A 24,169-nucleotide genomic window follows, 5' to 3' on the forward strand; every position below is an offset into this window, starting at 1 on the left:
TGAACCATATGGTGACGAAGGAGCGCGGGGCTCCTCCTCCAGGATGGGTCAGCCGTACATGCGGCGCATGGTGAAGTCGACCATCTGCTCGACCGCCTTGGCGTCGAACACCATCCGGTGCTCGCCCTCCATGTCCAGCGCGAAGCCGTAGCCGGTCGGCAGCAGGTCCAGGACCTCGGCGCCGGTGACGGTGAAGTGCTTGGAGTCCTTGCCGGCGTAGCGGCGCAGCTCCTTCAGCGAGCTGAACATCGGGATCACCGGCGTCGGCGTGTTGTGCAGCGCCAGGAAGCCGGGCCGCTCGCCGCGCGGGCAGTGCACCTTCGAGGTGATGAAGATGGCCTGGAAGTCCTCGACCGCCATCGAGCCCGTGGTGAACGCCCGGACGGCGTCCGCCAGCGACGGCGGGGAGGGCTCGGGGTAGAGGGACTGCTGGGACGCCTGCGACTGCGCGCCGTAGGCGTCGGGGCCGGGCATGCCGTTCATGCCCGGCTGCGGACCCGCCTGCTGCTGGTAGGGGTCGCCCGGGTATGCGTTCTGGTCATATCCGTACACACGGACAGGCTATCGGGAGCGCACCCGCCCGTGCGGGCGTCGATCCTGACAAGGACTGGTCGTCCCGACTTGTGGGACGTGACCACGTTCATAGCGGATTCACCGCCAGGGGCTTGCCCAAGTTACCGCTGGGTAGCATCATGATGCGTACTGGTGGGTACGGGGCGCCCGAACGCGGCGGTCTCCCGGAAGCGACGAACCGGAGAAAACGGCCATGGGTCACTACAAGTCCAACCTGCGGGACGTGGAGTTCAACCTCTTCGAGGTGTTCGGTCGCGAGCAGGTCTACGGCTCCGGACCGTTCGCGGACATGGACGTCGAGACCGCGAAGAACATCCTGAGCGAGATCTCGCGCCTCGCCGAGAACGACCTCGCCGCGTCCTTCACCGACAGCGACCGCAACCCGCCGGTCTTCGACCCCGAGACCAACACCGCGCCGGTCCCGGCCACCTTCAAGAAGAGCTACCAGACCTACATGGACGCCGAGTGGTGGCGTCTGGGCATCCCGGAGGCGATCGGCGGCCAGGTCACCCCGTCCTCCCTGATCTGGGCCTACGCCGAGCAGGTCCTGGGCTCCAACCCGGCCATCTGGATGTACTCCTCCGGCCCCGCCTTCGCCGGCGTCGTCCACGACGAGGGCACCGAGGAGCAGAAGAAGGTCGCCCAGCGGATGACCGACCGCCTCTGGGGCGCCACCATGGTCCTCACCGAGCCCGACGCGGGCTCGGACGTGGGCGCGGGCCGCACCAAGGCGATCAAGCAGGAGGACGGCTCCTGGCACATCGAGGGCGTGAAGCGCTTCATCACCTCGGGCGAGCACGACATGTCCGAGAACATCATCCACCTGGTGCTGGCCCGCCCCGAGGGCGGCAAGCCCGGCACCAAGGGCCTGGGCCTGTACATCGTCCCCAAGTTCGACTTCGACTGGGAGACCGGCGAGCTGGGCGAGCGCAACGGCGCCTACGCCACCAACGTCGAGCACAAGATGGGCCTCAAGGCCTCGAACACCTGCGAGATGACCTTCGGCGCCAAGCACCCGGCCAAGGGCTGGCTGCTCGGCGAGAAGGTCGACGGCATCCGCCAGATGTTCAAGATCATCGAGTTCGCCCGGATGATGGTCGGCACGAAGGCCATCGCCACCCTCTCCACCGGCTACCTGAACGCCCTGGAGTACGCCAAGGAGCGCGTGCAGGGCGCCGACATCTCGCAGTTCCTGGACAAGACCGCCCCGCGCGTCACCATCACCCACCACCCGGACGTGCGCCGCTCGCTGCTCACCCAGAAGGCTTACGCCGAGGGCATGCGCGCGCTGGTCCTGTTCACCGCGTCCGTCCAGGACGACATGGTGGCCGCCGGCCTGCGCGGCGAGCGCGACGAGGCCGCCGAGCGCCTCAACGACCTGCTGCTGCCGATCGTCAAGGGCTACGGCTCCGAGAAGTCCTACGAGCAGCTCGCCCAGTCCCTGCAGACCTTCGGTGGCTCCGGCTACCTGCAGGAGTACCCGATCGAGCAGTACATCCGGGACGCCAAGATCGACACCCTCTACGAGGGCACCACCGCGATCCAGGGCCAGGACTTCTTCTTCCGCAAGATCGTCAAGGACGGCGGCCAGGCGCTCACCGCGCTGTCCGAGCAGATCCAGAAGTTCCTCGGCGCGGCCGAGGGCGGCGACGCCCTGGCCGCCGAGCGCGAGCTGCTCGCCAAGGCCGTCGGCGACCTGGACGCCATCGTGGGCAAGCTGCTGGCCGACCTCACCTCGGTCGAGCAGGACGTCAAGAACATGTACAAGGTGGGCCTCAACACCACCCGCCTGCTGCTGGTCTCCGGCGACGTCGTCGTCGGCTGGCTGCTGCTGCGTCAGGCCGCGGTGGCGCTGGCCAAGCTGGAGGCCGGGGCCTCGGAGAAGGACGTCCCGTTCTACCAGGGCAAGGTCGCGGCGGCCCGCTTCTTCGCCAAGAACGTCCTGCCGACCGTCGCCCCGCAGCGGCTGATCGCCGAGGGCATCGACAACGAGATCATGGACCTGGCGGAGGAGGCCTTCTGAGGCCCTCGCCCCACCCGTCACCCGCCGCGGTGCCCCCAGGGGCGCCGCGAGGGGCGTGACACCTCTCCGACCGCCTGACAGCACCCTCACGTCGAAGGGCCCGGCCACCGCCGGGCCCTTCGGCGTTGCCGCCCGTCCGCCCGTCCGCCCGTCCGCCCGTCCGCCCCGCACCCGTCGCCGAGTTCGCCCGTTTCGCACCGGTTGTTCGGGGGTCGCGGGAGCCGGGCCGGGCCTGGCGATGACCGTCCGCGACCGGCGCGGATCTCTGGGTGTACGGAGTTCGGCACGGCGTCACTTCACGGTTGTGTCCTCGTTCTGCATCCGTTGGGAGGTTCCGAATTCCCTGTCCGTGTACGGGCATATGCTCAAGGTGCGAAGCCGACTCCCCATCCGGCTTCGGCCCTCCCTCGACTCAGGAGCAGTATGTCGACCGCCGCCGCCCGCCAGGCATTCTTCGACCGGACGCACAGCGACGATCTGATCGCGTTCCTCGGCACCTCGCCGTCCCCGTACCACGCGGTCGCGAGCGCCGCCGAGCGGCTGGAGAAGGCAGGCTTCCGGCAGGTCGCCGAGACCGACGTCTGGGACGGCGCCGCCGGCGGCCGTTACCTGATCCGGGGCGGCGCCCTGATCGCCTGGTACCTGCCGGAGAGCGCCCGCCCCGAGACCCCGTTCCGGGTGGTCGGTACCCACACCGACTCGCCGAACCTGCGGGTCAAGCCGCTGCCGGACACCGGCTCGGCCGGCTGGCGCCAGGTCGCCGTGGAGATCTACGGCGGCGTCCCGCTGAACACCTGGCTGGACCGTGACCTCGGGCTCTCCGGCCGCCTCGCGCTGAAGGACGGCAGCTCGCGGCTCGTCCAGCTGGACGAGCCGCTGCTGCGGGTGCCGCAGCTCGCGATCCACCTGGACCGCCAGGTCAACGACGGCATGAAGCTCGACAAGCAGCGCCACCTCACCCCGATCTGGGGCCTCGGCCCGGTCGACGAGGGCTCGCTGATCTCGTACGTCGCCGAGCGCGCCGGCGTGGACGCCGCGGACGTGGCCGGCTGGGACCTGATGACGCACGACGTCCAGCCGGCCGCCTACCTGGGCCGCGACCGCGAACTGCTGGCCGGCCCGCGCCTGGACAACCTGCTGTCCGTCCACGCCGCCACCGCCGCGCTGGCCGCCGTCGCCTCCGCCGAGGACGCCGCCGACCTTCCGTACATCCCGGTGCTGGCCGCCTTCGACCACGAGGAGACCGGCAGCGAGTCGGACACCGGCGCGCAGAGCCCGCTGCTCGGCAACGTCCTGGACCGCACCGTCCACGCCCGCGGCGGCACCCCGGAGGACCGCGCCCGGGCGCTGGCCGGGACGATCTGCCTCTCCTCGGACATGGGCCACGCCGTCCACCCGAACTACGCCGAGCGGCACGAGCCGGGCCACCACCCGCTGCCGAACGGCGGGCCGATCCTCAAGGTCAACGTCAACAACCGCTACGCGACCGACGGCGTCGGCCGGGCGGTGTTCGCGGCCGCCTGCGAGAAGGCCGGCGTGCCGTGGCAGTCCTTCGTGTCCAACAACGCGATGCCCTGCGGCACCACCATCGGCCCGATCACCGCGGCGCGCCTCGGCATCAAGACGGTGGACTGCGGCATCGCGGCGCTGTCCATGCACTCGGCGCGCGAACTGTGCGGCGCCGAGGACCCGTACCTGCTGGCCAGCGCGATCAAGGCGTTCCTGGAGGGCTGATCCCGGGCTGATCCCCCCTCAACGGCGAAGGGGACCGGCGGAGTACGCTCCGCCGGTCCCCTTCCGCGCCGGACGGGCTACTCCAGGCCGGCGAGCACCAGCGGCAGCCGGCGCGCGCCGTCGGCGACCAGCTTCACCGGCACGCCCCAGTCCTGCTGGTGCACGTGGCAGGCCGGGAACTCGATCTCCGGATCGTCGTCGCAGGACGCGGCCATCGCCGAGACGTGCAGCACGCCCTCGGTGACCTCCTCGGAGAGGACCAGCTCGCGCGACAGGTCGCTGTCCGCGCCCGCGCCGGAGACCAGCAGCTCGGGCGGGGTCGCGCTGACCAGCAGCCGGGTGGACGGGCCGTACCGCTCGTCCAGCTTCTGGCCGCTCGGCGCCGAGAACACCACGTCCAGCCGGAACGCGCCCGGCGCGACCTCGGTGGCCGCCCGCCGGGTGCGGTGCGCGACCGACTCGACCCGCACCGCCTCCTCCGGCAGCCGCAGCCTGGTCAGCCGGTGCCGGGCCGACTCGACCACCACGATGTCCCCGTCCACCAGGACGGCGCCGGACGGCTCGCGCAGATCGGTGGCCAGCGTGGTGACCTCGCCGCTCGCCGGGTCGAAGCGGCGCAGCGCGTGGTTGTAGGTGTCGCTGACCGCCACCGAGCCGTCCGGCAGCACGGTGACGCCCAGCGGGTGCTGGAGCAGTGCCTGCGCGGCCGCGCCGTCCCGGTGGCCGAAGTCGAAGAGGCCGGTGCCGACGGCGGTGTGGACCGTCCCGGTTTCACGTGAAACCCATCGGATCGAGGAGGTCTCCGAGTCGGCCACCCACAGCCGCTCGCCGTCCGCCGAGACCGCCAGACCGGACGGCTGGGCGAACCAGGCCTCGCCGACGGGCCCGTCCACCAGGCCCTCGTTGGTGGTGCCGGCCGCGACGCCGACCGTGCCGGCGGCCGGGTCGTACGCCCACAGCTGGTGCACGCCGGCCATCGCGATCCACACCCGGCCGTCGAACCAGGCGACGTCCCACGGCGAGGAGAGGTCCACCTCGCGGGCCGGGCCCTCGGTCGCCGAACCCTGCCACCACTGGCGGCCGGTGCCCGCCAGCGTGGTCACGGAGCCGTCCGCCAGCCGCACCCCGCGCAGCGCGTGGTTGACGGTGTCGGCCACGATCACGTCGAAGTCCGAGCCCTCCGGCAGCAGCGCCAGCCCCTGCGGCTCGCTGAACCGGGGGCTGGTGCCGTCCACCAGGCCGCGCTGCCCGTCGCCGATCCGGCGGACCACCGTCTCGCCGTCCTCGGCCAGCTCCACCAGCGAGTGGTGGCCGGAGTCGGCGACCAGGAAGTGCCCGTCGGGCAGCCGGACCGCCTTGCCCGGGAACTTGAGGTCCCCCGCGGTCGGCTCCGGCGCCACGTACGGGCCGTCGCCGCGGCGCAGCGTGCCCTTCGCCGCGTGCTCGGCCTCCAACTCCTCCACCAGCCGCGCGATCGCGTGCGCGTGGCCCTCGCCCGCGTGCTGGGCGACCACGTACCCCTCCGGGTCGATCACCACCAGCGTCGGCCAGGCCCGCACGGCGTACTGCTTCCACGTCGCCAGCGCCGGATCGTCCAGCACCGGATGGTGCACCTCGTACCGGGCGACCGCGTCCACCACGGCCTGGTGGTCCGCCTCGTGCACGAACTTCGGCGAGTGCACCCCGACGATCACCACGGTGTCCCGGTGCTTCTCCTCCAACTCCCGCAGCTCGTCCAGGACGTGCAGACAGTTGATGCAGCAGAACGTCCAGAAGTCCAGGACGGTGATCTTGCCCCGGAAGTCGGCGAGCGTCAGCTCCTTGCCACCGGTGTTCAGCCAACCGCCTGCCCCGACCAGCTCGGGGGCGCGTACACGTGCACGAGATGCCATGCCTGTATCCAACCGCATCGTGGCCGGGCGGCATTCCGGGGCGGCGGTCGTGGTGGGGTGTGGCCGGGGGTGGTGGGCGTGTCGACGGGGTGGGGGTCGGGGTTCGTGCTGTCGTTGTCCGCATGATCACCTCACCCCTGCTCCGGTCCGCCCTGACGGTCGCGACCGCTGTCCTGCTCGCCACCGGTGCCGGTGCCGCCTCGGCGGCGGCCGCCGGGCCCGTTGCGCGTGACGTCACCGCGGAGCAGTGCCAGGACGCCGGGGGGTGGGTGGAGGGCTCCGGGTACTGCGTGGGGGCCGAGGGTGACGACGACTGGGGGCAGCCGATCGACGGGCAGGCCGTCAACCCGCATCCGGCGCCGGGCGAGGAGGACTGAGGGCGTCAGGGCCGGGTCCGGGGCCGGGTCCGGGTCAGGGCCGGGGGAGCTCCGCCTGCCAGCGGGTCTCGCCGTCCTGCTGCTCGCCGGTGGGGGTGAGGCCGAGGGCCCGGGCGACGGCGGCGGAGGCGTGGTGGTCGGGGTGGATGTGGGCGGTGACGGTGCTGACGCCCGTGGCGGCGAGGTGGGAGAGCAGGGCGCGGGCGGCCTCGGTGGCCAGGCCGCGGCCCTGCCAGGGGGTGCCGACCACCCAGGCGAGCTCGGCGGCCCCGGGGCGGACGGTGGTCTGGACGTAGCCGGTGAGGCGGCCGTCGGCGCGCAGCCGCAGCACCCAGTTGCCCCAGGTCTCGGCGGGGTCGGGGGAGCCGGCGGCGAGCCGGGCGTAGCGGACGCGCAGGTCGTCGGCGGTGGCCGGGGAGCCGCCGGTGAAGGCGTGCAGGGCGGGGTCGGCGAGGACGGCGGCCAGCTCCTCGGCGTGCTCGGGGCCGATCGGGAGGAGGTCGAGGCGCTCGCTGTGCAGCGGGGCGGCGGGGTCGGGACGCATGCCGCCATTGAACGCCCGTGTGTGGCGGTGCTTCCCGGCGGGCGGGGGGATCGGGTCGAATGGGGGTCACGTCGACACGGAGGAGGCCGCTGTGCGGTATCTGGTCAGGGAGAAGCTGTTCGCAGTCGGAGACGACTACTGGATCGAGGACGACCGGGGCCACAAGGCGTACCTGGTGGACGGCAAGGTGCTGCGGCTGCGGCACACCTTCGAGCTGAAGGACGCGCACGGGCGGGTGGTCGCGGTGGTGAAGGAGAAGGCGTTCACCGTCCGCGACGCTATGAAGATCGAGGACGCCGACGGCGAGGTGATCGCGACCGTCCGGGAGAAGCTGTTCACCCCGTTCCGCGACAAGTACCTGGTGGAGCTGGCCTCCGGCGGCGAGCTGAAGATCCACGGCAACCTGATCGACAAGGACTACCGGATCGAGAACCACCACGGCGACGACCTCGCCCGGATCTCCCGCAAGTGGTTCCGGATCCGGGACACCTACGGCGTGGAGATCGCCGACGGCGCCGACACCGGCCTGCTGCTCGCGATCGCCGCCTGCGTCGACCACCTGGTGCACGAGGAACACTGATCCCCCGCTGACGTCAGGGGTCCTGCTTCCCCGGTCCGCCGCCCGCCCCGCTGATGGCCGTCGCCTTCCGGGCGGTGGACCTGCTGACGCCCGGCAGGCTCGGCGCGATCCTGGTCGAGCCGGAGCCGCACCCGGCGGTCTGGGTCTCGGCCAGCTGCAACATCGCGGTGGCGGCGGTGGTGTCGGCCGCGATCGCCTGACGGCCCGTCCGAGTGCCTGGGTGCGCCCGGCCGCGTTCGGCTGATGGAGCGTCGGTCGACGGCCGGCGGTGGCGGCGAGGATCCGACCGGGGTCGCCGACCTGCTGCGGCGGTGGGGCCCGGCCGGTAACGTACCGGCATGGCTGACCTTGAAGAACGCGCCAACGTCGTCGCGTCCGGCTCGCGGCGGGCCGGGGCAGGGGTGTCCGTGCGACGGCGCCGCGTCACCGACCTCGCCGACTGCGTCCGGGTGCTCGGCGACGTCCACACCACCGACGGCTACCCCGCCGACTGGCCCGACCGCCCCGCCGCCTGGCTCACCCCCGGGGGCCTGCTCGCCGCCTGGGTCGCCGAACTGGACGGCCGCCCGGTCGGCCACGTGGGCCTCTCCCGCAGTGCCCCCGGCGACGTCGCCCCCGGCCTGTGGAGCCGCCGCACCGGCGGCCGCCCGGAACTCACCGCCGTGATCGGCCGGCTCTACGTCGCCCCCACGGCGCGCGGCCACCGGATCGGCGCACAGCTGGCGGCGGCCGCCGTGGCGCACGCGCGGGCGCTCGGCCTCCACCCCGTCCTCGACGTCCTCGCCACCGCGGCCCCGGCGAACGCCTGCTACCGCCGCCTCGGCTGGACCTGGCTCGGCAGCGGCGAACAGCAGTGGGCCGCCGACCGCACGGTCGTGGTCCACTGCTTCGCCGCCCCGAGGGAGTAGCCGGCTTCCCGCGGGCGGCCGGTGGCGGCGACCCGTCCGGAAGCGGCGACGGCACCACTGGAGCGGGGCCGTTCGTCACACGGGGATGACTTCGACGCCCTGCTCCAGGCCGGCGAAGTCGCCCGGGTTCCGCGTGTAGAGCGGCAGGCCGTGGGCGGCCGCGGTCGCCGCGATCATCAGGTCCATGCGGCGGGGGCGGGGGTCCCGCTCGGCCTGGATCGTGAGGGCGACCAGGGTGGCGAACCGCCGAGCTGCCTCGCGGTCGAAGGGGAGGGCGGCGAACTCCGCCTCCACGTCCGCGAGTCGCTGGGCCCTGGCCATCATCTGCACCGGGTCCTTGGCCATGGCGACGCCTTGGGCGAGTTCGGCCAGCACGATGGACGACAGCGCGGCATCGGCCGGCAGGAGCTGTGGATCGATCTGCGGCAGATCGATCACGACGCAGGTGTCGAGCAGTCCGCGTCGGCGTCGCTCAGTCACTTCCGCTCCCACGGGTCGTCGCCGCCGATCCGGTCCTCGTCGCCGTAGAAGGCGTCGGCTTCCGCGCGCATCTGCGTGGCGTCGACCGTCGGCGCGTTCCGCCACTTTCGCTGGAGTTCCTCGACGGGGACGAATCGGCGGCGACTGCTGATCGGCCGGACTTCGGCGATCTCGGTGCCGTTGCGAGTGATGTGGTAGATCTCGCCGGCTTCGACATCGTCGAGCACGGCCTTGGACCGCGCTGCGAGTTCGCGCTGCGTGATGGTCTTCATGGGGCAAGCGTATCGCGCCGTAATGCACCGTGTCGCACTGGCGGGGGAGACCGGCTCGGCTATCCGGCCGGGCGGTCCGTGGTGGTTCGGTGGTGCGTCAGAGGCTAGGAGTTGGAGTGCACTCCATGGCAAGGGTCGGTCCGTATCCCCGTCCACTCGGGGAGTCCGGGCCCGTGGCGCGGAGCGGACGGGCGGTGGCCGGTCGGGGTTCGGTGTTTGCGGAAACGGCAACAAAGCTTGCCGATATGGCCGGTCCGGCCGCAGCCTGGCGGTGGAGGTGAGCGCCATGGGCGACACGACGAGGACGGCAGGGCCGACGGCCCCCCGGGACGACTACGACGCGGTGGTGGTCGGCGCGGGCGCGGCCGGGCTGAGCGCCGCGCTGGTGCTGGGCCGGGCCCGGCGCCGGGTGGCGGTGGTGGACGCGGGCCAGCCGCGCAACGCCCCCGCCGCCCACATGCACGGGTACCTGAGCCGGGACGGCATGCCCCCGGCGGCGCTGCTGGAGGTCGGCCGGGCGGAGGTCGCCGGCTACGGGGCCGACCTGATCGACGCCCGGGTCGACCACGTCGAGGGCGTCGCGGACGCCGAAGGCGCGGGGGCGGGCTTCGCCGTCCACCTGGCGGGCGGCCCTGTGCTGCACGCGCGCCGGGTGGTCGTCGCCACCGGCCTGCGCGACGGGCTCCCGGAGCTCCCGGGCCTGCTCGAACGCTGGGGCCGCGACGTGCTGCACTGCCCGTACTGCCACGGCTACGAGGTCCGGGACCGCCCGCTCGGCGTGCTCGGCACCGGCCCGGGCGCGGTCGGCCAGGCGCTGCTGCTCCGGCAGTGGTCCGCGGACGTCGTCCTGATCACGCACACCCTCACGCCGACCGGGGCCGAGCGGGAGCGGCTCGCCGCCCGCGGCGTCCGGGTCGTCGAAGGCCGGATCACCCGGCTGGTGACGGACGCCGACCGGCTGCGCGGTGTGGAACTCGCCGACGGCCGGGTGGTGCCGCGCGAGGCCGTGTTCGTCTTCCCGCAGCCGGTGCCCCGGGACGCGCTGCTGTTCGGCCTGGAGTGCGCCCGGGACGAGAACGGCTGGGTCACCACCGACCGGGCCGGGCGCACCAGCGTCCCCGGCGTCTGGGCGGTCGGCAACGTCGCCGACCCGCGGGCCCAGGTGGTCGTCGCCGCCGGGACGGGCGCGGCGGCGGCGTTCGACCTCGACCACGACCTCGTCGCGGAGGAGATCGGACGGGCGGTCGCCGAACACCGCGCGTCCGGCGCCGCCGTTCCCGCCTGAGCGGGGGGAGAGAGCCCCGGCACCTCCGCCCGGCGTCACCTGTCCGCCTTCAGCACCCTTCCGACCGCAGCACCCCTTCCGTCACCCACGATCGGAGAACACGCGATGTCCGAACACCAGCACCAGCACGGCCAGGGCCACCAGCACGGGCACCACCACGGCGACGTCCCCGCCGCCGACTTCGACTGGGACGCCCTCGCCGCCCACCTGGAGCGGGAGGCCGAACTGCGCGCCCCCGCCATCACCGGGGCCGCGCAGTGGCTGCGGTCCCTGCGCGGCGAGACCGACGGGGTGCGGCGGGTCCTCGACGTCGGCAGCGGACCCGGGGTGATCGCCGGACTGCTGGCGGAGGCCTTCCCCGAGGCCGAGACGGTCGCCGTCGACCAGTCGGCCGCCCTGCTGGAGCGCGCCCGGGCCCGCTCCGGTGGCCGTCTGAGCACCCAGCAGGCCGACCTGCCCACCGAGTTCGGCAAGCTCGGCGAGGCCGACCTGATCTGGTCCGGCAACGCGATCCACCACCTCGGCGACCAGCAGGCCGCCCTGACCTCCCTCGCCGCGATGCTCCGGCCCGGCGGCCTGCTGGCCGTCGCCGAACGCGGCCTGCCGATGCGCTACCTGCCGCGCGACTTCGGCCTCGGCCGGCCCGGCTTCCAGGCCCGGCTCGACGCCGTGCACGAGGACGGCTTCAGCACCATGCGCGCCGAACTGCCCGGCGCCACCGAGGAGGTGGAGGACTGGCCGGCCATGCTCATCCGCGCCGGCCTCACCCCCAGCGGCACCCGCACCTTCCTGATCGACCACCCGGCCCCGCTCGCCCGCCCCGCCCGCGAGCACCTCCACGCCCAACTCGCCCGTCTGCACGACCAACTCGTCGACAACCTCGCCCCCGAGGACCGCGCCACCCTCGACGCCCTCCTCGCCGAGGACGCCCCCACGGGCATCCTGAACCGCCCGGACGCCTTCTTCCTCTCGGCCATGACCGTCCACACCGCCCGCAAGGCCGCCTGACGGCCGTGGGGCCGAGCCTGCCGCGGCCGGGGCGGGGAGTCCCCGCCCCGGCCGCGGCAGGGGCCTACAGGCAGGGGCCTACAGGCAGGGGCCTACAGGCAGGGGCCTACAGGGTGTGGCCGAGAGCGGTGATGAGGGCGGCGATGCGGGCCTCGTCGCGGCGGTAGTGGGTCCACTTGCCGATGCGGGTGGCGCGGACGAGGCCGGCGCGCTGGAGTTCGGCGAGGTAGGCCGAGACGGTGGACTGGGCGAGGCCGGCCTTGGCCTGGATGTGGCTGACGCAGACGCCGACCTCGCGCGGGTCGGCGACCGCTTCCTCCAGGGGGAAGTGGCGTTCGGGTTCGCGCAACCACGCCAGCAGTTGCAGGCGCGTCGGGTTGGCGATCGCCCGCAGGGCGGTGACCAGGTCAACATCCATGGCTGGAAGCGTACCGGCGCGGTACCGCAGTGCCTCGGCGCGCCGGGGCCGGTGGGGCGGGCGTGGTGCCGCCCGGCGGGGCGCCGGTGGCCCGGACGCGGCCGTCGGTGACTGGGCGTCAGATTCCCGGCGGTGTCGGGAGGGTGGCGGACGGCCCGGGCGCCGGGCCGTCCGCCGCGGCTCAGCCCTCCTGGCCGCCGAAGCGGGTGGTCCAGGCGGCCAGGTCCTCGTCGGTGATCTTGGCGAACAGCACCGGCGGCACGGTGAACGCCGTCCCGGCCGGCACCAGGTCCAGTGCCCGCGCCTGCTCCGGGCCGACCCAGGACAGGCCGGCCGCCGGGGCGTCCCCGGGCAGGGCGAAGGCGCCGCGCATCGCCGCCGCCGCGGTCGGGATGAACGGCTCGGAGACCACCGCGTACAGCTGGATCAGGTTCATCGCGGTGCGCAGGGTCAGCGCCGCCGCGTCCGGGTCGGTCTTCACCTGGAGCCAGGGCGCCTTCTCGTCCAGGTACGCGTTGCCCGCGCTCCACAGCGCGCGCAGGCCCTGCGCGGCCTTGCGGAAGTTGAGCGCGTCCAGCTGGGCCTCGTACTCGGCCAGCAGGGCGGCGATCTGCTCGCCGAGGCGCTGTTCGGCCTCGCCGGGCGCGTGGCCGGCCGGGACGGCGTCGCCGAAGCGCTTGCGGCTGAAGGTGAGCACCCGGTTGACGAAGTTGCCGAGGGTGTCGGCGAGGTCCTTGTTGACGACGGAGGCGAAGAGGTCCCAGGTGAAGCTGGAGTCGTCCGACTCGGGGGCGTGCGCCATCAGGAAGTAGCGCCAGTAGTCGGCCGGCAGCAGTTCCAGGGCGACGTCGGTGAAGATGCCGCGCTTCTGGCTGGTGGAGAACTTCCCGCCGTAGTACGTCAGCCAGTTGAAGGCCTTGACGTAGTCGACCTTCTTCCACGGCCGGCGCGAGCCGAGGATCGTGGCCGGGAACATCACGGTGTGGAACGGGACGTTGTCCTTGGCCATGAACTCGGTGTACCGGACGCTGTGGTCGGCCTCGTACCACCAGGACTTCCAGTCCCGGGCCTGCCCGGCCGGGGCCGCGTCCGCCCACTCCTTGGTGGCGCCGATGTACTCGATCGGGGCGTCGAACCAGACGTAGAACACCTTGCCCTCGGCCGCCAGCTCCGGCCAGACGTCGGCCGGCACCGGAACGCCCCACTCCAGGTCGCGGGTGATCGCGCGGTCCTGGAGGCCCTCGGTGAGCCACTTGCGGGCGATCGAGGAGGCCAGCACGGGCCAGTCGTCGCCGTGGGCGGCGATCCACTGCTCGACCTCGTCGGTCAGCTCCGACTGGAGCAGGAACAGGTGCCTGGTCTCCCGGACCTCCAGGTCGGAGCTGCCGCTGATCGCCGAACGCGGTTCCAGCAGGTCGGTCGGGTCCAGCACCCGGGTGCAGTTCTCGCACTGGTCGCCGCGCGCCTTGTCGTAGCCGCAGTGCGGGCAGGTGCCGACGATGTAGCGGTCCGGCAGGAAGCGGCCGTCGGCGTTGGAGTACACCTGCCGGATCGCGCGCTCCTCGATGAAGCCGTTGCGCTGGAGTTCGCGGGCGATCTCCTGGGTGATCTCGCGGTTCTGCGGGGAGGAGCTGCGGCCGAAGTGGTCGAAGGACAGCCCGAAGCCGTCGTACACCGCCTTCTGCGCGTCGTGCGCCTGGGCGCAGAACTCGGCGACGGGCAGTCCGGCCTCCTGCGCGGCCAGTTCGGCGGGCGTGCCGTGCTCGTCGGTCGCGCAGATGTAGAGCACCTCGTGGCCGCGCTGGCGCAGGTAGCGGGAGTAGACGTCCGCCGGGAGCATCGACCCGACCATGTTGCCCAGGTGCTTGATCCCGTTGATGTACGGAAGGGCGCTGGTGATCAGGTGCCGAGCCATCCTCGGATGCTCCGATTTCTCCCGCACGCGCACCCCACCCGGAGTGCTGTGCCAGGCGCAGGGGTCCACTGTGGGCTGCCAAGCCTACCGCCGCCGGGCCGGGGGGACGGTGCGGCTCAGGTGTGGCTCAGGGGGTGGCCTCAGGGGGGGCGGGTGCGGTTCAAGGGCGGTGCTGCTCAGGGGCGGGTGCGGCTCAGGGCCCGACGGAGTCGCTGTACCGGTCGAACTCCCCGGCCTTCACCCCGCGGACGAACGCGGCCCACTTGCGCGGCGTGGTCCGGACGACGATCTCGGGGCGGTCCGACTCGCGGATCTCCACCAGACCGTCGGCGGCTCTGATCTCGACGCACTCGTTGCTCTCGCCGCTGGACGAGGACTTCCGCCACTCAGTCATGAGAAGTCTTTCAGTAAGGCCCGGATGAAGTCCCGGGACTCGGCCGGCCCGAGGGCGACCGCGGCGGTCTCCTCCTTGATCTGTCGGTACGTCTGCAGCTCGGTGTCGAGGTGCACGAACTTCGGCCCGTTCGAGAGGTCGATCTGCACGGTGTCGAGCTCGGGAACGGGCCCGCGGGCGAGGTAGAGGCTCTCCCCGGACCCGGGAAAGGTGTCGACGCTGAACGGGATGGTCCGGATCTCCACCCCGGGCCGCTCGGAATCCTCCAGCACGCCGAGCAGTTGGTCGCGCAGCACCGCCGCCCCGCCGAACTGCATGCGCAGCGCGGATTCGTGGATGTACGCGGCGTACGGCTTCGGGCGTTCGGTGAACAGCCGCTGGCGCTGGATCCGGAATGCCGTGCGGGCGTCGGCGTCCGGCTGGGGCATGGGCGGCCGGACCCGGGCGAACACCGCGGAGGCGTACGCCGAGGTCTGCAGCAGTCCGGGGATGAAGGTGGTGTGCAGGATGGCCAGCGACTCGGCGTGGTGCTCCATCTCCGCGATGTCGATGAGCCCGCCGGGCAGCCGGCCGCGGTAGCCGTCCCACCAGTACTTGCGCCGGTCCTGTGTCATCGCGAGCAGCGCGTCGAGGTAGGGGCCGTCGGCGCAGTGGCAGGTGCGGGCCCAGAGCCGGAGCCGTTCGGCGCTGATGCCGGACTTCCCGTTCTCCATCTGCGAGATCTTGGGCAGGTCGGTGCCCAGGGTGGCGGCCAGGCTCTTGGGCGTCACGCCCACGCGTTCGCGCATCTTGCGCAGCTCGATGCCAAGGCGCTGCTGACGCACGGTCGGCGACAAGCGGGGTGGCATGACTCTCTTCTCCGGATCGCGGCTCGGGTCGATGCTTCCGGTGAAGTGTGCCGTGCTTACCCAGCCCTAGCTACTGAAATGGGGGATACCCCACGATGGAGTGAACGTTCTCCCGCTCGGTAGCAAGTCTTGCACCTCGACCCTATGGTCGTTCTCGCGTCAGTCACTGACTTGTTGTGGCCTAAACAGCCGCCAATCAGCCGTAAATACACACCAGATGCATGGTCGGCACGCTCGACATCACCGACCGGAGACTGTCATGCCGCTTCCGCTGCTTCTCACCCCCGCCCACCGCGTTCCCGCTACCCGGTGAACGGCCTGCTCGTCGCCGGTTTGTCGGCCCTGCTGCTCGCCGTGCTATTCGTCGGCTGGCTGGTCTGGCTGGTCAACGCCCAACCCCGCGAACCGCGTTCCGTAAAACGCGAGTTCGTCGTCCGCCATTCCTCCGCCGCCGTCGAGAAGAAATAGCGCGCGGCAGCGGTGGCCCCCCGTCGGGAGGGGGGCCACCGGAGGATGCGGTCAGCCGTCGCCGAAGTGGTCGAATTCGCCGCGCTTCACGCCCTCGATCCAGAGCGCGAACTTCTGCGGGGTGGTGACGATGATCGCGTCGGGGCTCTCGGATTCGCGGACCTCGATCAGCCCCCGCTCGTTGACGGACACCTCCACGGAGTCGCCGCCGTCCCGGGTGCTGCTGGTGGACTTCTGCCACTGCTGGGTCATCGGTTTCCTACTCCCATCGCGGTTCCTGCCTGGCACCCTGGACAACTCCCGGGCGGCCGTTCAGGAACGGGGGCGCACGGAGGGTTGGGCACCGCGCGAAAGGCGCTCGACGAGGCGGATCCGGGCGGCGGGCCACTCGTCGGCGAGCATCGAGAAGTAGGCGGTGTCGCGCCACACGCCGGTGGCGCGCCGCTTCTCGCGGCGGTGGACGCCCTCGTACTGGGCGCCGAGGCGCAGGATCGCGTTGCGGGAGCGCTCGTTGAGCGCGTCCGTCTTCCAGTAGACCCGGCCCATGCCCAGGTCGTCGAAGGCGTGGGAGAGCAGCAGCAGCTTGGCCTCGGTGTTGACGGGCGAGCGCCAGACCGAGCGGGCGTACCAGGTGCCGCCGATCTCGACGACCTCGTCGGCGAGCCTGACGTCGTAGTAGCCGGTGACGCCGACGGCCCGGCCGCTGGGGAGGTCGATCACGGCGAACTTCACCGCCGACCCGGCCGCCACCTCGGCGAGCCGGGCGTCGAGGATCGCGCCCAGTTCCTCCTCGGTCGCGGGCGGGAGCGAGGGGATCCAGCGCCAGACCTCCGGGTCGGGGCCGACGGCGGCCCACAGGTCGGGCAGGTGGTGGCGGCCGAGGGGCTCCAGGCGGACGTGGCGGCCGGTGAGGGTCACGGGCGTGGGCGGCTGTGCGGTCATGCCGGAAAGGTAGCGCCACGATGCACTAGATGCAATGAACTTCTGCACTAGTGCGAAATCGGCGGAGCGGGCGAAACGAAGGGCCCTGCGGGACGTCCCGCAGGGCCCTCGACCGGATCAGGCTCAGATGAACGAGTTGATCTGGATCGTCTCGTCGCGGCCCGGGCCGACGCCGATGGCGGAGATCGGCGCGCCGGACATCTCCTCCAGCGCCTTCACGTACGCCTGCGCGTTCTTCGGCAGCTCGGCGAAGGTCTTGGCCTTGCTGATGTCCTCGGTCCAGCCCGGCAGCGTCTCGTAGATCGGCTTGGCGTGGTGGAAGTCGGACTGGTTGTACGGGAGTTCCTCGACCCGCTTGCCGTCGATCTCGTACGCGACGCAGACCGGGATCTGCTCCCAGCCGGTGAGCACGTCGAGCTTGGTGAGGAAGAAGTCGGTGAGGCCGTTGACCCGGGTCGCGTAACGCGCGATGACCGCGTCGAACCAGCCGCAGCGACGGTCACGGCCGGTGGTGACACCGCGCTCGCCGCCGATGCGGCGCAGCGCCTCGCCGTCCTCGTCCAGCAGCTCGGTCGGGAACGGGCCCGAGCCGACGCGGGTGGTGTAGGCCTTGAGGATGCCGATGACCCGGTCGATCTTGGTCGGGCCGATGCCGGCGCCGGTGCAGGCGCCGCCCGAGGTCGGGTTCGACGAGGTCACGAAGGGGTACGTGCCGTGGTCGACGTCGAGCAGGGTGCCCTGGCCGCCCTCCAGCAGGACGACCTTGTTCGCCTTGAGCGCCTGGTCCAGGACGAGGGTGGTGTCGGCGAGGAAGGGCTTGATCTTGTCCGCGTAGCCGAGGTACTCCTCGACGACCAGCTCGGCCGGGATGGCGCGGCGGTTGTACAGCTTGACCAGGATCTGGTTCTTGTCGTGCAGCGCCGCCTCGATCTTCTGGCGCAGGATCGACTCGTCGAACAGGTCCTGGACCCGGATGCCGACGCGGTTGATCTTGTCCGCGTAGGTCGGGCCGATGCCGCGGCCGGTGGTGCCGATCCGGCGCTTGCCGAGGAAGCGCTCGGTGACCTTGTCCAGGGTGCGGTGGTACGGCGTGATCAGGTGGGCGTTGCCCGAGACCAGCAGCTTGGAGGTGTCGATGCCACGGTCGTTGAGGCCGCTCAGCTCGGAGAGCAGCACGCCCGGGTCGATGACGACGCCGTTGCCGATGACCGGCGTCACGTTAGGGCTGAGGATGCCGGAGGGGAGCAGGTGCAGGGCGTACTTCTGGTCGCCGATGACCACCGTGTGACCGGCGTTGTTGCCGCCCTGGTAGCGGACGACGTAGTCGACGGAGCCGCCGAGGAGGTCGGTGGCCTTCCCCTTGCCCTCGTCCCCCCACTGAGCGCCAACGAGCACGAGTGCCGGCACAGGCGTACACCCCTTCCGGTTGGGGCATCCTGCGTAGGCCGCAGTCTGCCCCGAGATAGACGAAGCCCCTGGCGCAGTAGCGCAAGGGGCTCTTGCACCGAGAGATTACCTGAGGAAGGACCGGTCGTGTCGTCCCTGTCCACGCCCGCAACCGGCGGCCCCGAGCCGCTCCTGCTGCTCCTCGACCCGGCGGCCCGGCAGACCGACGGCGAGTCGGTGCGGATCGCGAAGGACGTGCTCTGCGGAGGCGCGGACGTCAAGGTGGTCTATCCGGAGAGCCCGTCCGAACTCGACCGGGTGCTTTCGCACCGGGGTCGGCGGCGCCCGGTCGTGATCGGTTCCGACCTGGCGTTGCAGCGGGTGCTCCAGGCCCTGTACCGCCAGCGTGAGCTGGGCGCGGATCCGGTGGGCATGGTTCCGGTCGGCCGGTCGGAGGAGCTGGCCGCGGCCCGCGCGCTCGGGGTGCCGGGCGAGCCGGTCCGGGCCGCGCGGGCGGTGCTGTCGGGTGCGGCGCGCAAGCTGGACCTGCTGGTGGACGACGGCGGCGGGGTGGCCCTGGGAGGGGTGCGGATCACCGGTGCCGGGACGCGGCGTCCGGCAGGCCGTACGGGTGGTTGGCGTTCGCTATGGGCGAAACTGGCTGCGGCCGAGCAGGCGAACGCACTCACGGCGGACGGCCGGTCCTCCGCCGAGCACAACCCCCGGGTCCGGGTCGAGGCCGACGGCCGGCTGCTCGCCGACGTGCACCGACCGGTGCGGCTGGTCCAGCTGACCCTGCCGGGCGTCGAGGCGGACGCCGCCGGCGTGCTGGAGGTGGTGATCCGCGCGCCCGGCGCCCTGGTGCGCGCCCGGGCGGAGAGCGTCTCGGTGGTCGGGCGCGGCTTCGGCTACGAGGCGGACGGCCACCCCGTCGGTCCGGTCCGCGCCCGCACCTGGACGGTCCACCCGGGCGCCTGGGGCCTGTTGCTGCCCGCCGCGTGACGCCGGGGTGAACCCCGGGTGAGCAGGCTCACTTTCGCCGCCGGCCCGACTCCCGGCCCTCCGCACACGGAACGCCCCAACAGGCGCGAACCACAAGGCCAACCGCCTCCGGCCGGAATTCCCCCCACCCGAAATCCCCACCTGGTAAGGGGTTTTGTCTACGCGCGTTACCGACCGATCGCCGGACAATCCCGGCCGCCCGGGTTCCGGAAGCCCGTGCCCGCTGCCCTAGACTCGAAGACGTGCCACGTGGTGACGGAAGACTCAACCACGATCTTCTTCCCGGTGAGAAAGGCCCCCAGGACGCTTGCGGCGTCTTCGGTGTCTGGGCTCCCGGCGAGGAGGTCGCCAAGCTCACGTTCTTCGGCCTTTACGCCCTGCAGCACCGCGGTCAGGAATCCGCGGGCATCGCAGTGAGCAACGGCTCCCAGATTCTCGTCTTCAAGGACATGGGGCTCGTGTCCCAGGTCTTCGACGAGGCCTCCCTGGGGTCGTTGCACGGGCATATCGCCGTCGGACACGCCCGCTACTCGACCACCGGGTCCTCGGTCTGGGAGAACGCCCAGCCGACCTTCCGCGCGACCGTGCACGGTTCGCTGGCCCTCGGGCACAACGGAAACCTGGTGAACACCGCCGAACTGGCGGCGATGGTCGCCGAACTGCCCGGTGAGGAGCACGTCTCCCGCTCCGGGCGGAGCGCCGCGACCAACGACACCGACCTGGTGACCGCGCTGCTCGCCGGCCACCCGGACCTCTCCATCGAGGAGACGGCCAAGGTCGTGCTGCCCAAGGTCAAGGGCGCGTTCTCGCTCGTCTTCATGGACGAGCACACCCTCTACGCCGCCCGCGACCCGCAGGGCATCCGCCCGCTGGTGCTCGGTCGGCTGGAGCGCGGCTGGGTGGTCGCCTCCGAGACGGCGGCGCTGGACATCTGCGGCGCCTCCTTCATCCGCGAGGTCGAGCCCGGCGAGCTGATCGCCGTCGACGAGAACGGCATGCGCAGCTCCCGCTTCGCCGAGGCGAAGCCCAAGGGCTGCGTGTTCGAGTACGTCTACCTGGCCCGCCCCGACACCAGCATCGCCGGGCGCAACGTGCACCTCTCCCGCGTGGAGATGGGCCGCCGCCTGGCGAAGGAGGCGCCCGTCGAGGCCGACCTGGTGATAGCGACGCCGGAATCGGGCACCCCCGCCGCGATCGGCTACGCCGAGGCCAGCGGCATCCCGTACGGCTCCGGCCTGGTGAAGAACGCCTACGTGGGCCGCACCTTCATCCAGCCCAGCCAGACCATCCGTCAGCTCGGCATCCGGCTCAAGCTCAACCCGCTGCGCGAGGTCATCGCGGGCAAGCGCCTGGTGGTCGTCGACGACTCGATCGTCCGCGGCAACACCCAGCGCGCGCTGGTGCGGATGCTGCGCGAGGCCGGCGCCGCCGAGGTGCACATCCGGATCTCCTCGCCGCCGGTGAAGTGGCCGTGCTTCTTCGGCATCGACTTCGCCACCCGCGCGGAGCTGATCGCCAACGGGATGACCGTCGAGGAGATCGGCCGCACGCTCGGTGCGGACTCGCTCTCCTACATCTCGATCGACGGCATGATCGAGGCCACCAAGCAGCCCAAGGACAGGCTCTGCCGGGCCTGCTTCGACGGCGAGTACCCGATGGAGCTGCCGGACCCGGCACTGCTCGGCAAGCTCCTGCTGGAGGCCGAGATCAAGGGCAGCCAGCAGCCGCCGGCCGTGCGCGGCAAGCCGACCAGCGGCAGCGACCTGGACGGCGTCCAGTCGCTGCTCGGCGGGGCCGGCGCGGCCGACGCGCTGCGCCGCCCGTAACGAATCCACGGTGGGGTCCCGCGAAACGGGGCCCCACCGCTGTTCCATCCCCCACCAGACCCGAGAGGGCCGCACCGTAGTGACCAGCAACCAGAACGGCGCCACCTACGCCGCAGCCGGCGTCGACATCGAGGCGGGCGACCGCGCCGTCGAGCTCATGAAGCAGTGGGTGAAGAAGGCGAACCGCCCCGAGGTGGTCGGCGGTCTCGGCGGCTTCGCCGGCCTCTTCGACGCGTCCGCCTTCAAGCGCTACGAGCGGCCGCTGCTGGCTTCGGCCACCGACGGCGTGGGGACCAAGGTGGCCATCGCGGCCGCCATGGACAAGCACGACACCATCGGCCACGACCTGGTCGGCATGGTCGTCGACGACCTGGTCGTGTGCGGCGCCGAGCCGCTGTTCATGACCGACTACATCTGCGTCGGCAAGGTCGTGCCGGAGCGGGTCGCCGCGATCGTCAAGGGCATCGCCGAGGGCTGCGCGCTGGCCGGCTGCGCCCTGGTCGGCGGCGAGACCGCCGAGCACCCGGGCCTGCTCGGCCCGGACGAGTACGACGTCGCGGGCGCCGGCACCGGCGTGGTCGAGGCGGACGCGCTGCTCGGCGCCGACCGCGTGCGGGCCGGCGACGTGGTGATCGCGATGGCGGCCTCGGGCCTGCACTCCAACGGCTACTCGCTGGTGCGCCACGTGCTGCTGAACGAGGCCGGCTGGAAGCTGGACCGCAAGGTCGAGGAGTTCGGCCGCACGCTCGGCGAGGAGCTGCTGGAGCCGACCCGGATCTACTCGCTGGACTGCCTGGCGCTCACCCGCGCCACCGAGATCCACGCCTTCTCGCACGTCACCGGCGGCGGCCTGGCGGCCAACCTGGCCCGGGTCGTCCCGGAGGGCCTGCACGCCCGCCTGGACCGCGGCACCTGGACTCCGCTGCCGGTCTTCCAGACCGTCGCCCAGGTCGGCAAGGTGGCCACCCTGGAGATCGAGAAGACGCTCAACATGGGTGTCGGCATGGTCGCGGTCGTCCCGCCGTCCTCGGTGGACGCCGTGCTGGCGATCCTGGAGGACCGCGGCGTCGAGGCCTGGCTGCTCGGCGACATCGTCGAGCGCACCGGCGAGCACGAGGCCGGCGCGGCGCTCTACAACGCCTACGAGGGCTTCACCGCGGGCTGAGCCCGGCGGGACGACGAGAGGGCCCCTCCGGCGCACCGGAGGGGCCCTTCCGCGTCCTGCCAGCCGGGGGCGGCGACCACCCGGTACGCCATCCGGTACGCGGGAACGCCGAAGACCGGCCTGGCGCGCTGGGCGCTGGGCCGGTCGGCGAAACTACTGGCTACGAGCGGCGAGAGGCCTGCGACGGCCCGGTGCCCGGCTCGGTGTCGTCCTCGTCGTCGAGGTCGGCATAGCGGGCGGCGTACTCGGCATACGGGTCGTCGTCCTCCTCCTCCTCGATCGGCTCCGGGTCGATCGGAGCGGTGGACGGCGATGCGCCCAGCTCGTTGGACAGACGGTTAGCGTCAAACCCGCCGCTGTTGTACTTCAGCTCGCGGGCGACCTTCGTCTGCTTGGCCTTGGCCCGGCCGCGCCCCATGGGTCGACCCCCTCAACGATGGGGCTCACGGCCCCGAGTCTGACACGTGTTCATGATCAGGACCGGCCTGCCCGAATGGGAGGACCGTCCCTTGGAGCATTAACGGTACCTGTTTCCGCCGCTGGACGGTACGTCGTCGGTGTGACGTGGCGCGCACCGACCGCACCCGAGACCAGGTCTTCCCAGGTCAGGGGAGGTTTTGCGGCGGTTTGCGCGCTGTCCGGAGGTGTCTCAGGTCCGTCGTTCCAGGACCGATTATCCCCCCAAGGGGGACCTTGGATCACCCGATCGGGCGCAGAAGTGAGAATCCGGTTCCACATCGTGATGCGCGGGGGACGGCTGGGCCCCTTCCGCCCGGGGGCGGGTCACAGGGGTGCGGCCGCCCCCCGCGCGTCCGGGGTTCCGGGGGCGCCGGATCAGGCCCGGCGGGCACCCGGCAGCAGGACCGTGCGCAGCGCGCTGATCTCGCGCATCCGCTTCTCGGCCAGGCGGTCGGCGGCGACCGCCGGCGGGACGCCGTCGGAGGCGGCCCGGGTGAAGATCTCCAGGGTGGTGTCGAAGATCCTGGTGGCCTTGTTCTTGGCCCGGTCGAAGTTGAAGCCCTCGATCTCGTCGGCGACCTGGATCACGCCGCCGGAGTTCACCAGGTAGTCCGGCGCGTAGAGGATGCCGCGGTCCGCGAGATCCTTCTCGACGCCCGGGTGGGCCAGCTGGTTGTTGGCCGCGCCGCAGACGATCGTGGTGCCGGACTCGCCGAGCGCGGCCACCGTGTCGTCGGTCAGCGCGCCGCCCAGGGCGCAGGGGGCGTAGACGTCCAGCCGGGCCTGCAGCAGGGCGGCGGTGTCGGCGACGACCTCCACCTCCGGGTGGGCCGCGCGGACGCGGTTCAGGGCGGTCTCGGAGACGTCGGTGATGACGACGGTGGCGCCGTCCGCGACGAGGTGGCCGACCAGGTAGTGGCCGACCTTGCCGACGCCCGCGACGCCGACCCGCTTGCCGCGCAGGGTCGGCTGGCCCCAGCGGGCCTGGGCGGTGGCGCGCATGCCCTGGAAGACGCCGAAGGCGGTCAGGATGGACGAGTCGCCGGCGCCGCCGTGCTCGGGCGAGCGGCCCGTCACGAACTGCGTCTCGCGCGCGATGACGTCCATGTCCTGCACGTAGGTGCCCACGTCGCAGGCGGTGATGTAGCGGCCGCGCAGGGACTCCACGAAGCGGCCGTAGGCGCGGAGCATCGCCTCGTTCTTGTCCTTGTTGGGGTCGCCGATGATGACGGCCTTGCCGCCGCCGAGGTCGAGCCCGGCCAGCGCGTTCTTGTAGGACATGCCGCGGGACAGGTTGAGCGCGTCCTCCAGGGCCGCCTCCTCGGAGGCGTACGGGAAGAAGCGGGTGCCGCCGAGGGCCGGGCCCAGCGCGGTGGAGTGGATGGCGATGATCGCCTTGAGCCCGGAGCTGCGGTCGTGGCAGAGGACGACCTGCTCGTGGCCGTCGCCGGGGGCGCCGTCCTGCTCGGTGCGGAAGATCCTGCTGAGCACTCCGGGTGCGGGGTGCGTGGCGGATGTCTGTACGTCGGTCACTGTGGTGACTCCAGTATCGAAGGCCCGCCTGCTGTGGTGCGGGCGCCTAGGGCGAAGCGTAGTCGCGGGGGCGCCGCCGATCCGCCCTCTTGTCCGAGCTTGTCCCGGCGGTCCGAGGGATGAGACGCCGGGGGGTG

At 72.0% G+C, this 24,169-nt stretch carries 25 protein-coding genes and 1 pseudogene; 12 read left to right on the plus strand and 14 right to left on the minus strand.

The window, feature by feature from the left end:
- Positions 1–48 precede the first annotated feature (48 nt).
- Positions 49–552, minus strand: a complete 504-nt coding sequence (locus ACIQVZ_RS34310) for an SseB family protein (RefSeq protein WP_063348360.1) — start codon at positions 550–552, stop codon at positions 49–51.
- 214 nt (positions 553–766) lie between these two features.
- Here ACIQVZ_RS34310 and ACIQVZ_RS34315 point away from each other — a divergent pair, with 214 nt between their 5' ends.
- Entirely contained in the window at positions 767–2,596 is a 1,830-nt protein-coding gene (locus ACIQVZ_RS34315) for an acyl-CoA dehydrogenase (protein ID WP_350880645.1), read from the plus strand.
- Positions 2,597–3,019: 423 nt separating this feature from the next.
- Positions 3,020–4,330, plus strand: coding sequence for a M18 family aminopeptidase (locus ACIQVZ_RS34320; protein ID WP_350880643.1), 1,311 nt, complete (start codon positions 3,020–3,022; stop codon positions 4,328–4,330).
- Between the two features lie 77 nt (positions 4,331–4,407).
- On the opposite strand, the gene ACIQVZ_RS34325 is transcribed toward ACIQVZ_RS34320, so the two are convergent.
- Positions 4,408–6,222, minus strand: a complete 1,815-nt coding sequence (locus ACIQVZ_RS34325; protein ID WP_402455537.1) for an NHL domain-containing thioredoxin family protein — start codon at positions 6,220–6,222, stop codon at positions 4,408–4,410.
- 122 nt (positions 6,223–6,344) lie between these two features.
- On the opposite strand from ACIQVZ_RS34325, the gene ACIQVZ_RS34330 reads away from it, so the two are divergent.
- Positions 6,345–6,599, plus strand: coding sequence for a hypothetical protein (locus ACIQVZ_RS34330; RefSeq protein WP_402455540.1), 255 nt, complete (start codon positions 6,345–6,347; stop codon positions 6,597–6,599).
- Between the two features lie 34 nt (positions 6,600–6,633).
- Here the strand turns inward: ACIQVZ_RS34330 and ACIQVZ_RS34335 are convergent, their stop codons facing one another.
- Complete coding sequence (locus ACIQVZ_RS34335; RefSeq protein ID WP_402455542.1) at positions 6,634–7,143, minus strand: GNAT family N-acetyltransferase; 510 nt, start codon at positions 7,141–7,143, stop codon at positions 6,634–6,636.
- Between the two features lie 91 nt (positions 7,144–7,234).
- On the opposite strand from ACIQVZ_RS34335, the gene ACIQVZ_RS34340 reads away from it, so the two are divergent.
- The 3 genes and pseudogenes from ACIQVZ_RS34340 to ACIQVZ_RS34350 all read left to right on the plus strand — a co-directional run bounded on the left by ACIQVZ_RS34340 (position 7,235) and on the right by ACIQVZ_RS34350 (position 8,631).
- Positions 7,235–7,723, plus strand: a complete 489-nt coding sequence (locus ACIQVZ_RS34340; protein WP_363581438.1) for an LURP-one-related family protein — start codon at positions 7,235–7,237, stop codon at positions 7,721–7,723.
- Positions 7,724–7,773: 50 nt separating this feature from the next.
- A pseudogene (locus ACIQVZ_RS34345) lies at positions 7,774–7,923 on the plus strand (DUF350 domain-containing protein); the annotation flags it as partial.
- Between the two features lie 138 nt (positions 7,924–8,061).
- Complete coding sequence (locus tag ACIQVZ_RS34350) at positions 8,062–8,631, plus strand: GNAT family N-acetyltransferase (protein ID WP_402455545.1); 570 nt, start codon at positions 8,062–8,064, stop codon at positions 8,629–8,631.
- A 75-nt stretch (positions 8,632–8,706) separates the two neighbouring features.
- On the opposite strand, the gene ACIQVZ_RS34355 is transcribed toward ACIQVZ_RS34350, so the two are convergent.
- Positions 8,707–9,111 carry a type II toxin-antitoxin system VapC family toxin gene (locus tag ACIQVZ_RS34355; RefSeq protein ID WP_402455548.1) on the minus strand — a complete coding sequence of 135 codons (405 nt, stop codon included), beginning with the start codon at positions 9,109–9,111 and terminating at the stop codon, positions 8,707–8,709.
- Complete coding sequence (locus tag ACIQVZ_RS34360) at positions 9,108–9,383, minus strand: PhdYeFM domain-containing protein (protein WP_350880629.1); 276 nt, start codon at positions 9,381–9,383, stop codon at positions 9,108–9,110. Before ACIQVZ_RS34360 ends, ACIQVZ_RS34355 begins: the two co-directional genes overlap by 4 nt.
- 286 nt (positions 9,384–9,669) lie before the next feature.
- Between ACIQVZ_RS34360 and ACIQVZ_RS34365 the strand changes: the two genes are divergently transcribed.
- On the plus strand, positions 9,670–10,668 hold the full coding sequence (locus tag ACIQVZ_RS34365) for an NAD(P)/FAD-dependent oxidoreductase (RefSeq protein WP_402455550.1): 999 nt from the start codon (positions 9,670–9,672) through the stop codon (positions 10,666–10,668).
- A 105-nt stretch (positions 10,669–10,773) separates the two neighbouring features.
- Positions 10,774–11,676, plus strand: a complete 903-nt coding sequence (locus ACIQVZ_RS34370; protein WP_402455553.1) for a class I SAM-dependent methyltransferase — start codon at positions 10,774–10,776, stop codon at positions 11,674–11,676.
- Between the two features lie 106 nt (positions 11,677–11,782).
- Here the strand turns inward: ACIQVZ_RS34370 and ACIQVZ_RS34375 are convergent, their stop codons facing one another.
- The 4 genes from ACIQVZ_RS34375 to ACIQVZ_RS34390 all read right to left on the minus strand — a co-directional run bounded on the left by ACIQVZ_RS34375 (position 11,783) and on the right by ACIQVZ_RS34390 (position 15,251).
- Complete coding sequence (locus ACIQVZ_RS34375) at positions 11,783–12,094, minus strand: helix-turn-helix transcriptional regulator (RefSeq protein WP_063348348.1); 312 nt, start codon at positions 12,092–12,094, stop codon at positions 11,783–11,785.
- A 181-nt stretch (positions 12,095–12,275) separates the two neighbouring features.
- Positions 12,276–14,009 carry a methionine--tRNA ligase gene (metG, locus tag ACIQVZ_RS34380; protein WP_402455556.1) on the minus strand — a complete coding sequence of 578 codons (1,734 nt, stop codon included), beginning with the start codon at positions 14,007–14,009 and terminating at the stop codon, positions 12,276–12,278.
- 193 nt (positions 14,010–14,202) lie between these two features.
- Entirely contained in the window at positions 14,203–14,403 is a 201-nt protein-coding gene (locus ACIQVZ_RS34385; RefSeq protein ID WP_063348346.1) for a DUF397 domain-containing protein, read from the minus strand.
- Entirely contained in the window at positions 14,400–15,251 is an 852-nt protein-coding gene (locus ACIQVZ_RS34390) for a helix-turn-helix transcriptional regulator (RefSeq protein ID WP_350880621.1), read from the minus strand. Before ACIQVZ_RS34390 ends, ACIQVZ_RS34385 begins: the two co-directional genes overlap by 4 nt.
- A gap of 309 nt (positions 15,252–15,560) precedes the next feature.
- On the opposite strand from ACIQVZ_RS34390, the gene ACIQVZ_RS34395 reads away from it, so the two are divergent.
- A complete protein-coding gene (locus ACIQVZ_RS34395) occupies positions 15,561–15,719 on the plus strand; it encodes a hypothetical protein (RefSeq protein ID WP_350880619.1) in 159 nt (52 codons plus the stop codon).
- Positions 15,720–15,770: 51 nt separating this feature from the next.
- Here the strand turns inward: ACIQVZ_RS34395 and ACIQVZ_RS34400 are convergent, their stop codons facing one another.
- The 3 genes from ACIQVZ_RS34400 to ACIQVZ_RS34410 form a co-directional block, all read right to left on the minus strand.
- Entirely contained in the window at positions 15,771–15,971 is a 201-nt protein-coding gene (locus tag ACIQVZ_RS34400) for a DUF397 domain-containing protein (RefSeq protein WP_350880617.1), read from the minus strand.
- Between the two features lie 60 nt (positions 15,972–16,031).
- On the minus strand, positions 16,032–16,661 hold the full coding sequence (locus ACIQVZ_RS34405; RefSeq protein WP_350880615.1) for a GNAT family protein: 630 nt from the start codon (positions 16,659–16,661) through the stop codon (positions 16,032–16,034).
- A gap of 123 nt (positions 16,662–16,784) precedes the next feature.
- Positions 16,785–18,068, minus strand: coding sequence for an adenylosuccinate synthase (locus ACIQVZ_RS34410; RefSeq protein ID WP_063348342.1), 1,284 nt, complete (start codon positions 18,066–18,068; stop codon positions 16,785–16,787).
- Positions 18,069–18,194: 126 nt separating this feature from the next.
- Here ACIQVZ_RS34410 and ACIQVZ_RS34415 point away from each other — a divergent pair, with 126 nt between their 5' ends.
- From ACIQVZ_RS34415 to purM, 3 genes are all read left to right on the plus strand, one after another.
- Entirely contained in the window at positions 18,195–19,049 is an 855-nt protein-coding gene (locus tag ACIQVZ_RS34415) for a diacylglycerol kinase (RefSeq protein ID WP_350880613.1), read from the plus strand.
- Positions 19,050–19,291: 242 nt separating this feature from the next.
- Positions 19,292–20,875 carry an amidophosphoribosyltransferase gene (gene purF, locus ACIQVZ_RS34420; protein WP_350880611.1) on the plus strand — a complete coding sequence of 528 codons (1,584 nt, stop codon included), beginning with the start codon at positions 19,292–19,294 and terminating at the stop codon, positions 20,873–20,875.
- A 79-nt stretch (positions 20,876–20,954) separates the two neighbouring features.
- Entirely contained in the window at positions 20,955–22,040 is a 1,086-nt protein-coding gene (gene purM / locus ACIQVZ_RS34425) for a phosphoribosylformylglycinamidine cyclo-ligase (RefSeq protein ID WP_363581413.1), read from the plus strand.
- A gap of 160 nt (positions 22,041–22,200) precedes the next feature.
- Here purM and ACIQVZ_RS34430 read toward each other — a convergent pair whose 3' ends face one another.
- Together ACIQVZ_RS34430 and ACIQVZ_RS34435 are read right to left on the minus strand one after the other, a co-directional pair.
- A complete protein-coding gene (locus ACIQVZ_RS34430; RefSeq protein WP_063348338.1) occupies positions 22,201–22,458 on the minus strand; it encodes a DUF3073 domain-containing protein in 258 nt (85 codons plus the stop codon).
- A 416-nt stretch (positions 22,459–22,874) separates the two neighbouring features.
- On the minus strand, positions 22,875–24,032 hold the full coding sequence (locus ACIQVZ_RS34435) for a Glu/Leu/Phe/Val dehydrogenase dimerization domain-containing protein (protein WP_350880607.1): 1,158 nt from the start codon (positions 24,030–24,032) through the stop codon (positions 22,875–22,877).
- Positions 24,033–24,169: the final 137 nt, after the last annotated feature.

The sequence above is a fragment of the Kitasatospora sp. NPDC098663 genome, assembly GCF_044760075.1.
Lineage (GTDB): Bacteria > Actinomycetota > Actinomycetes > Streptomycetales > Streptomycetaceae > Kitasatospora.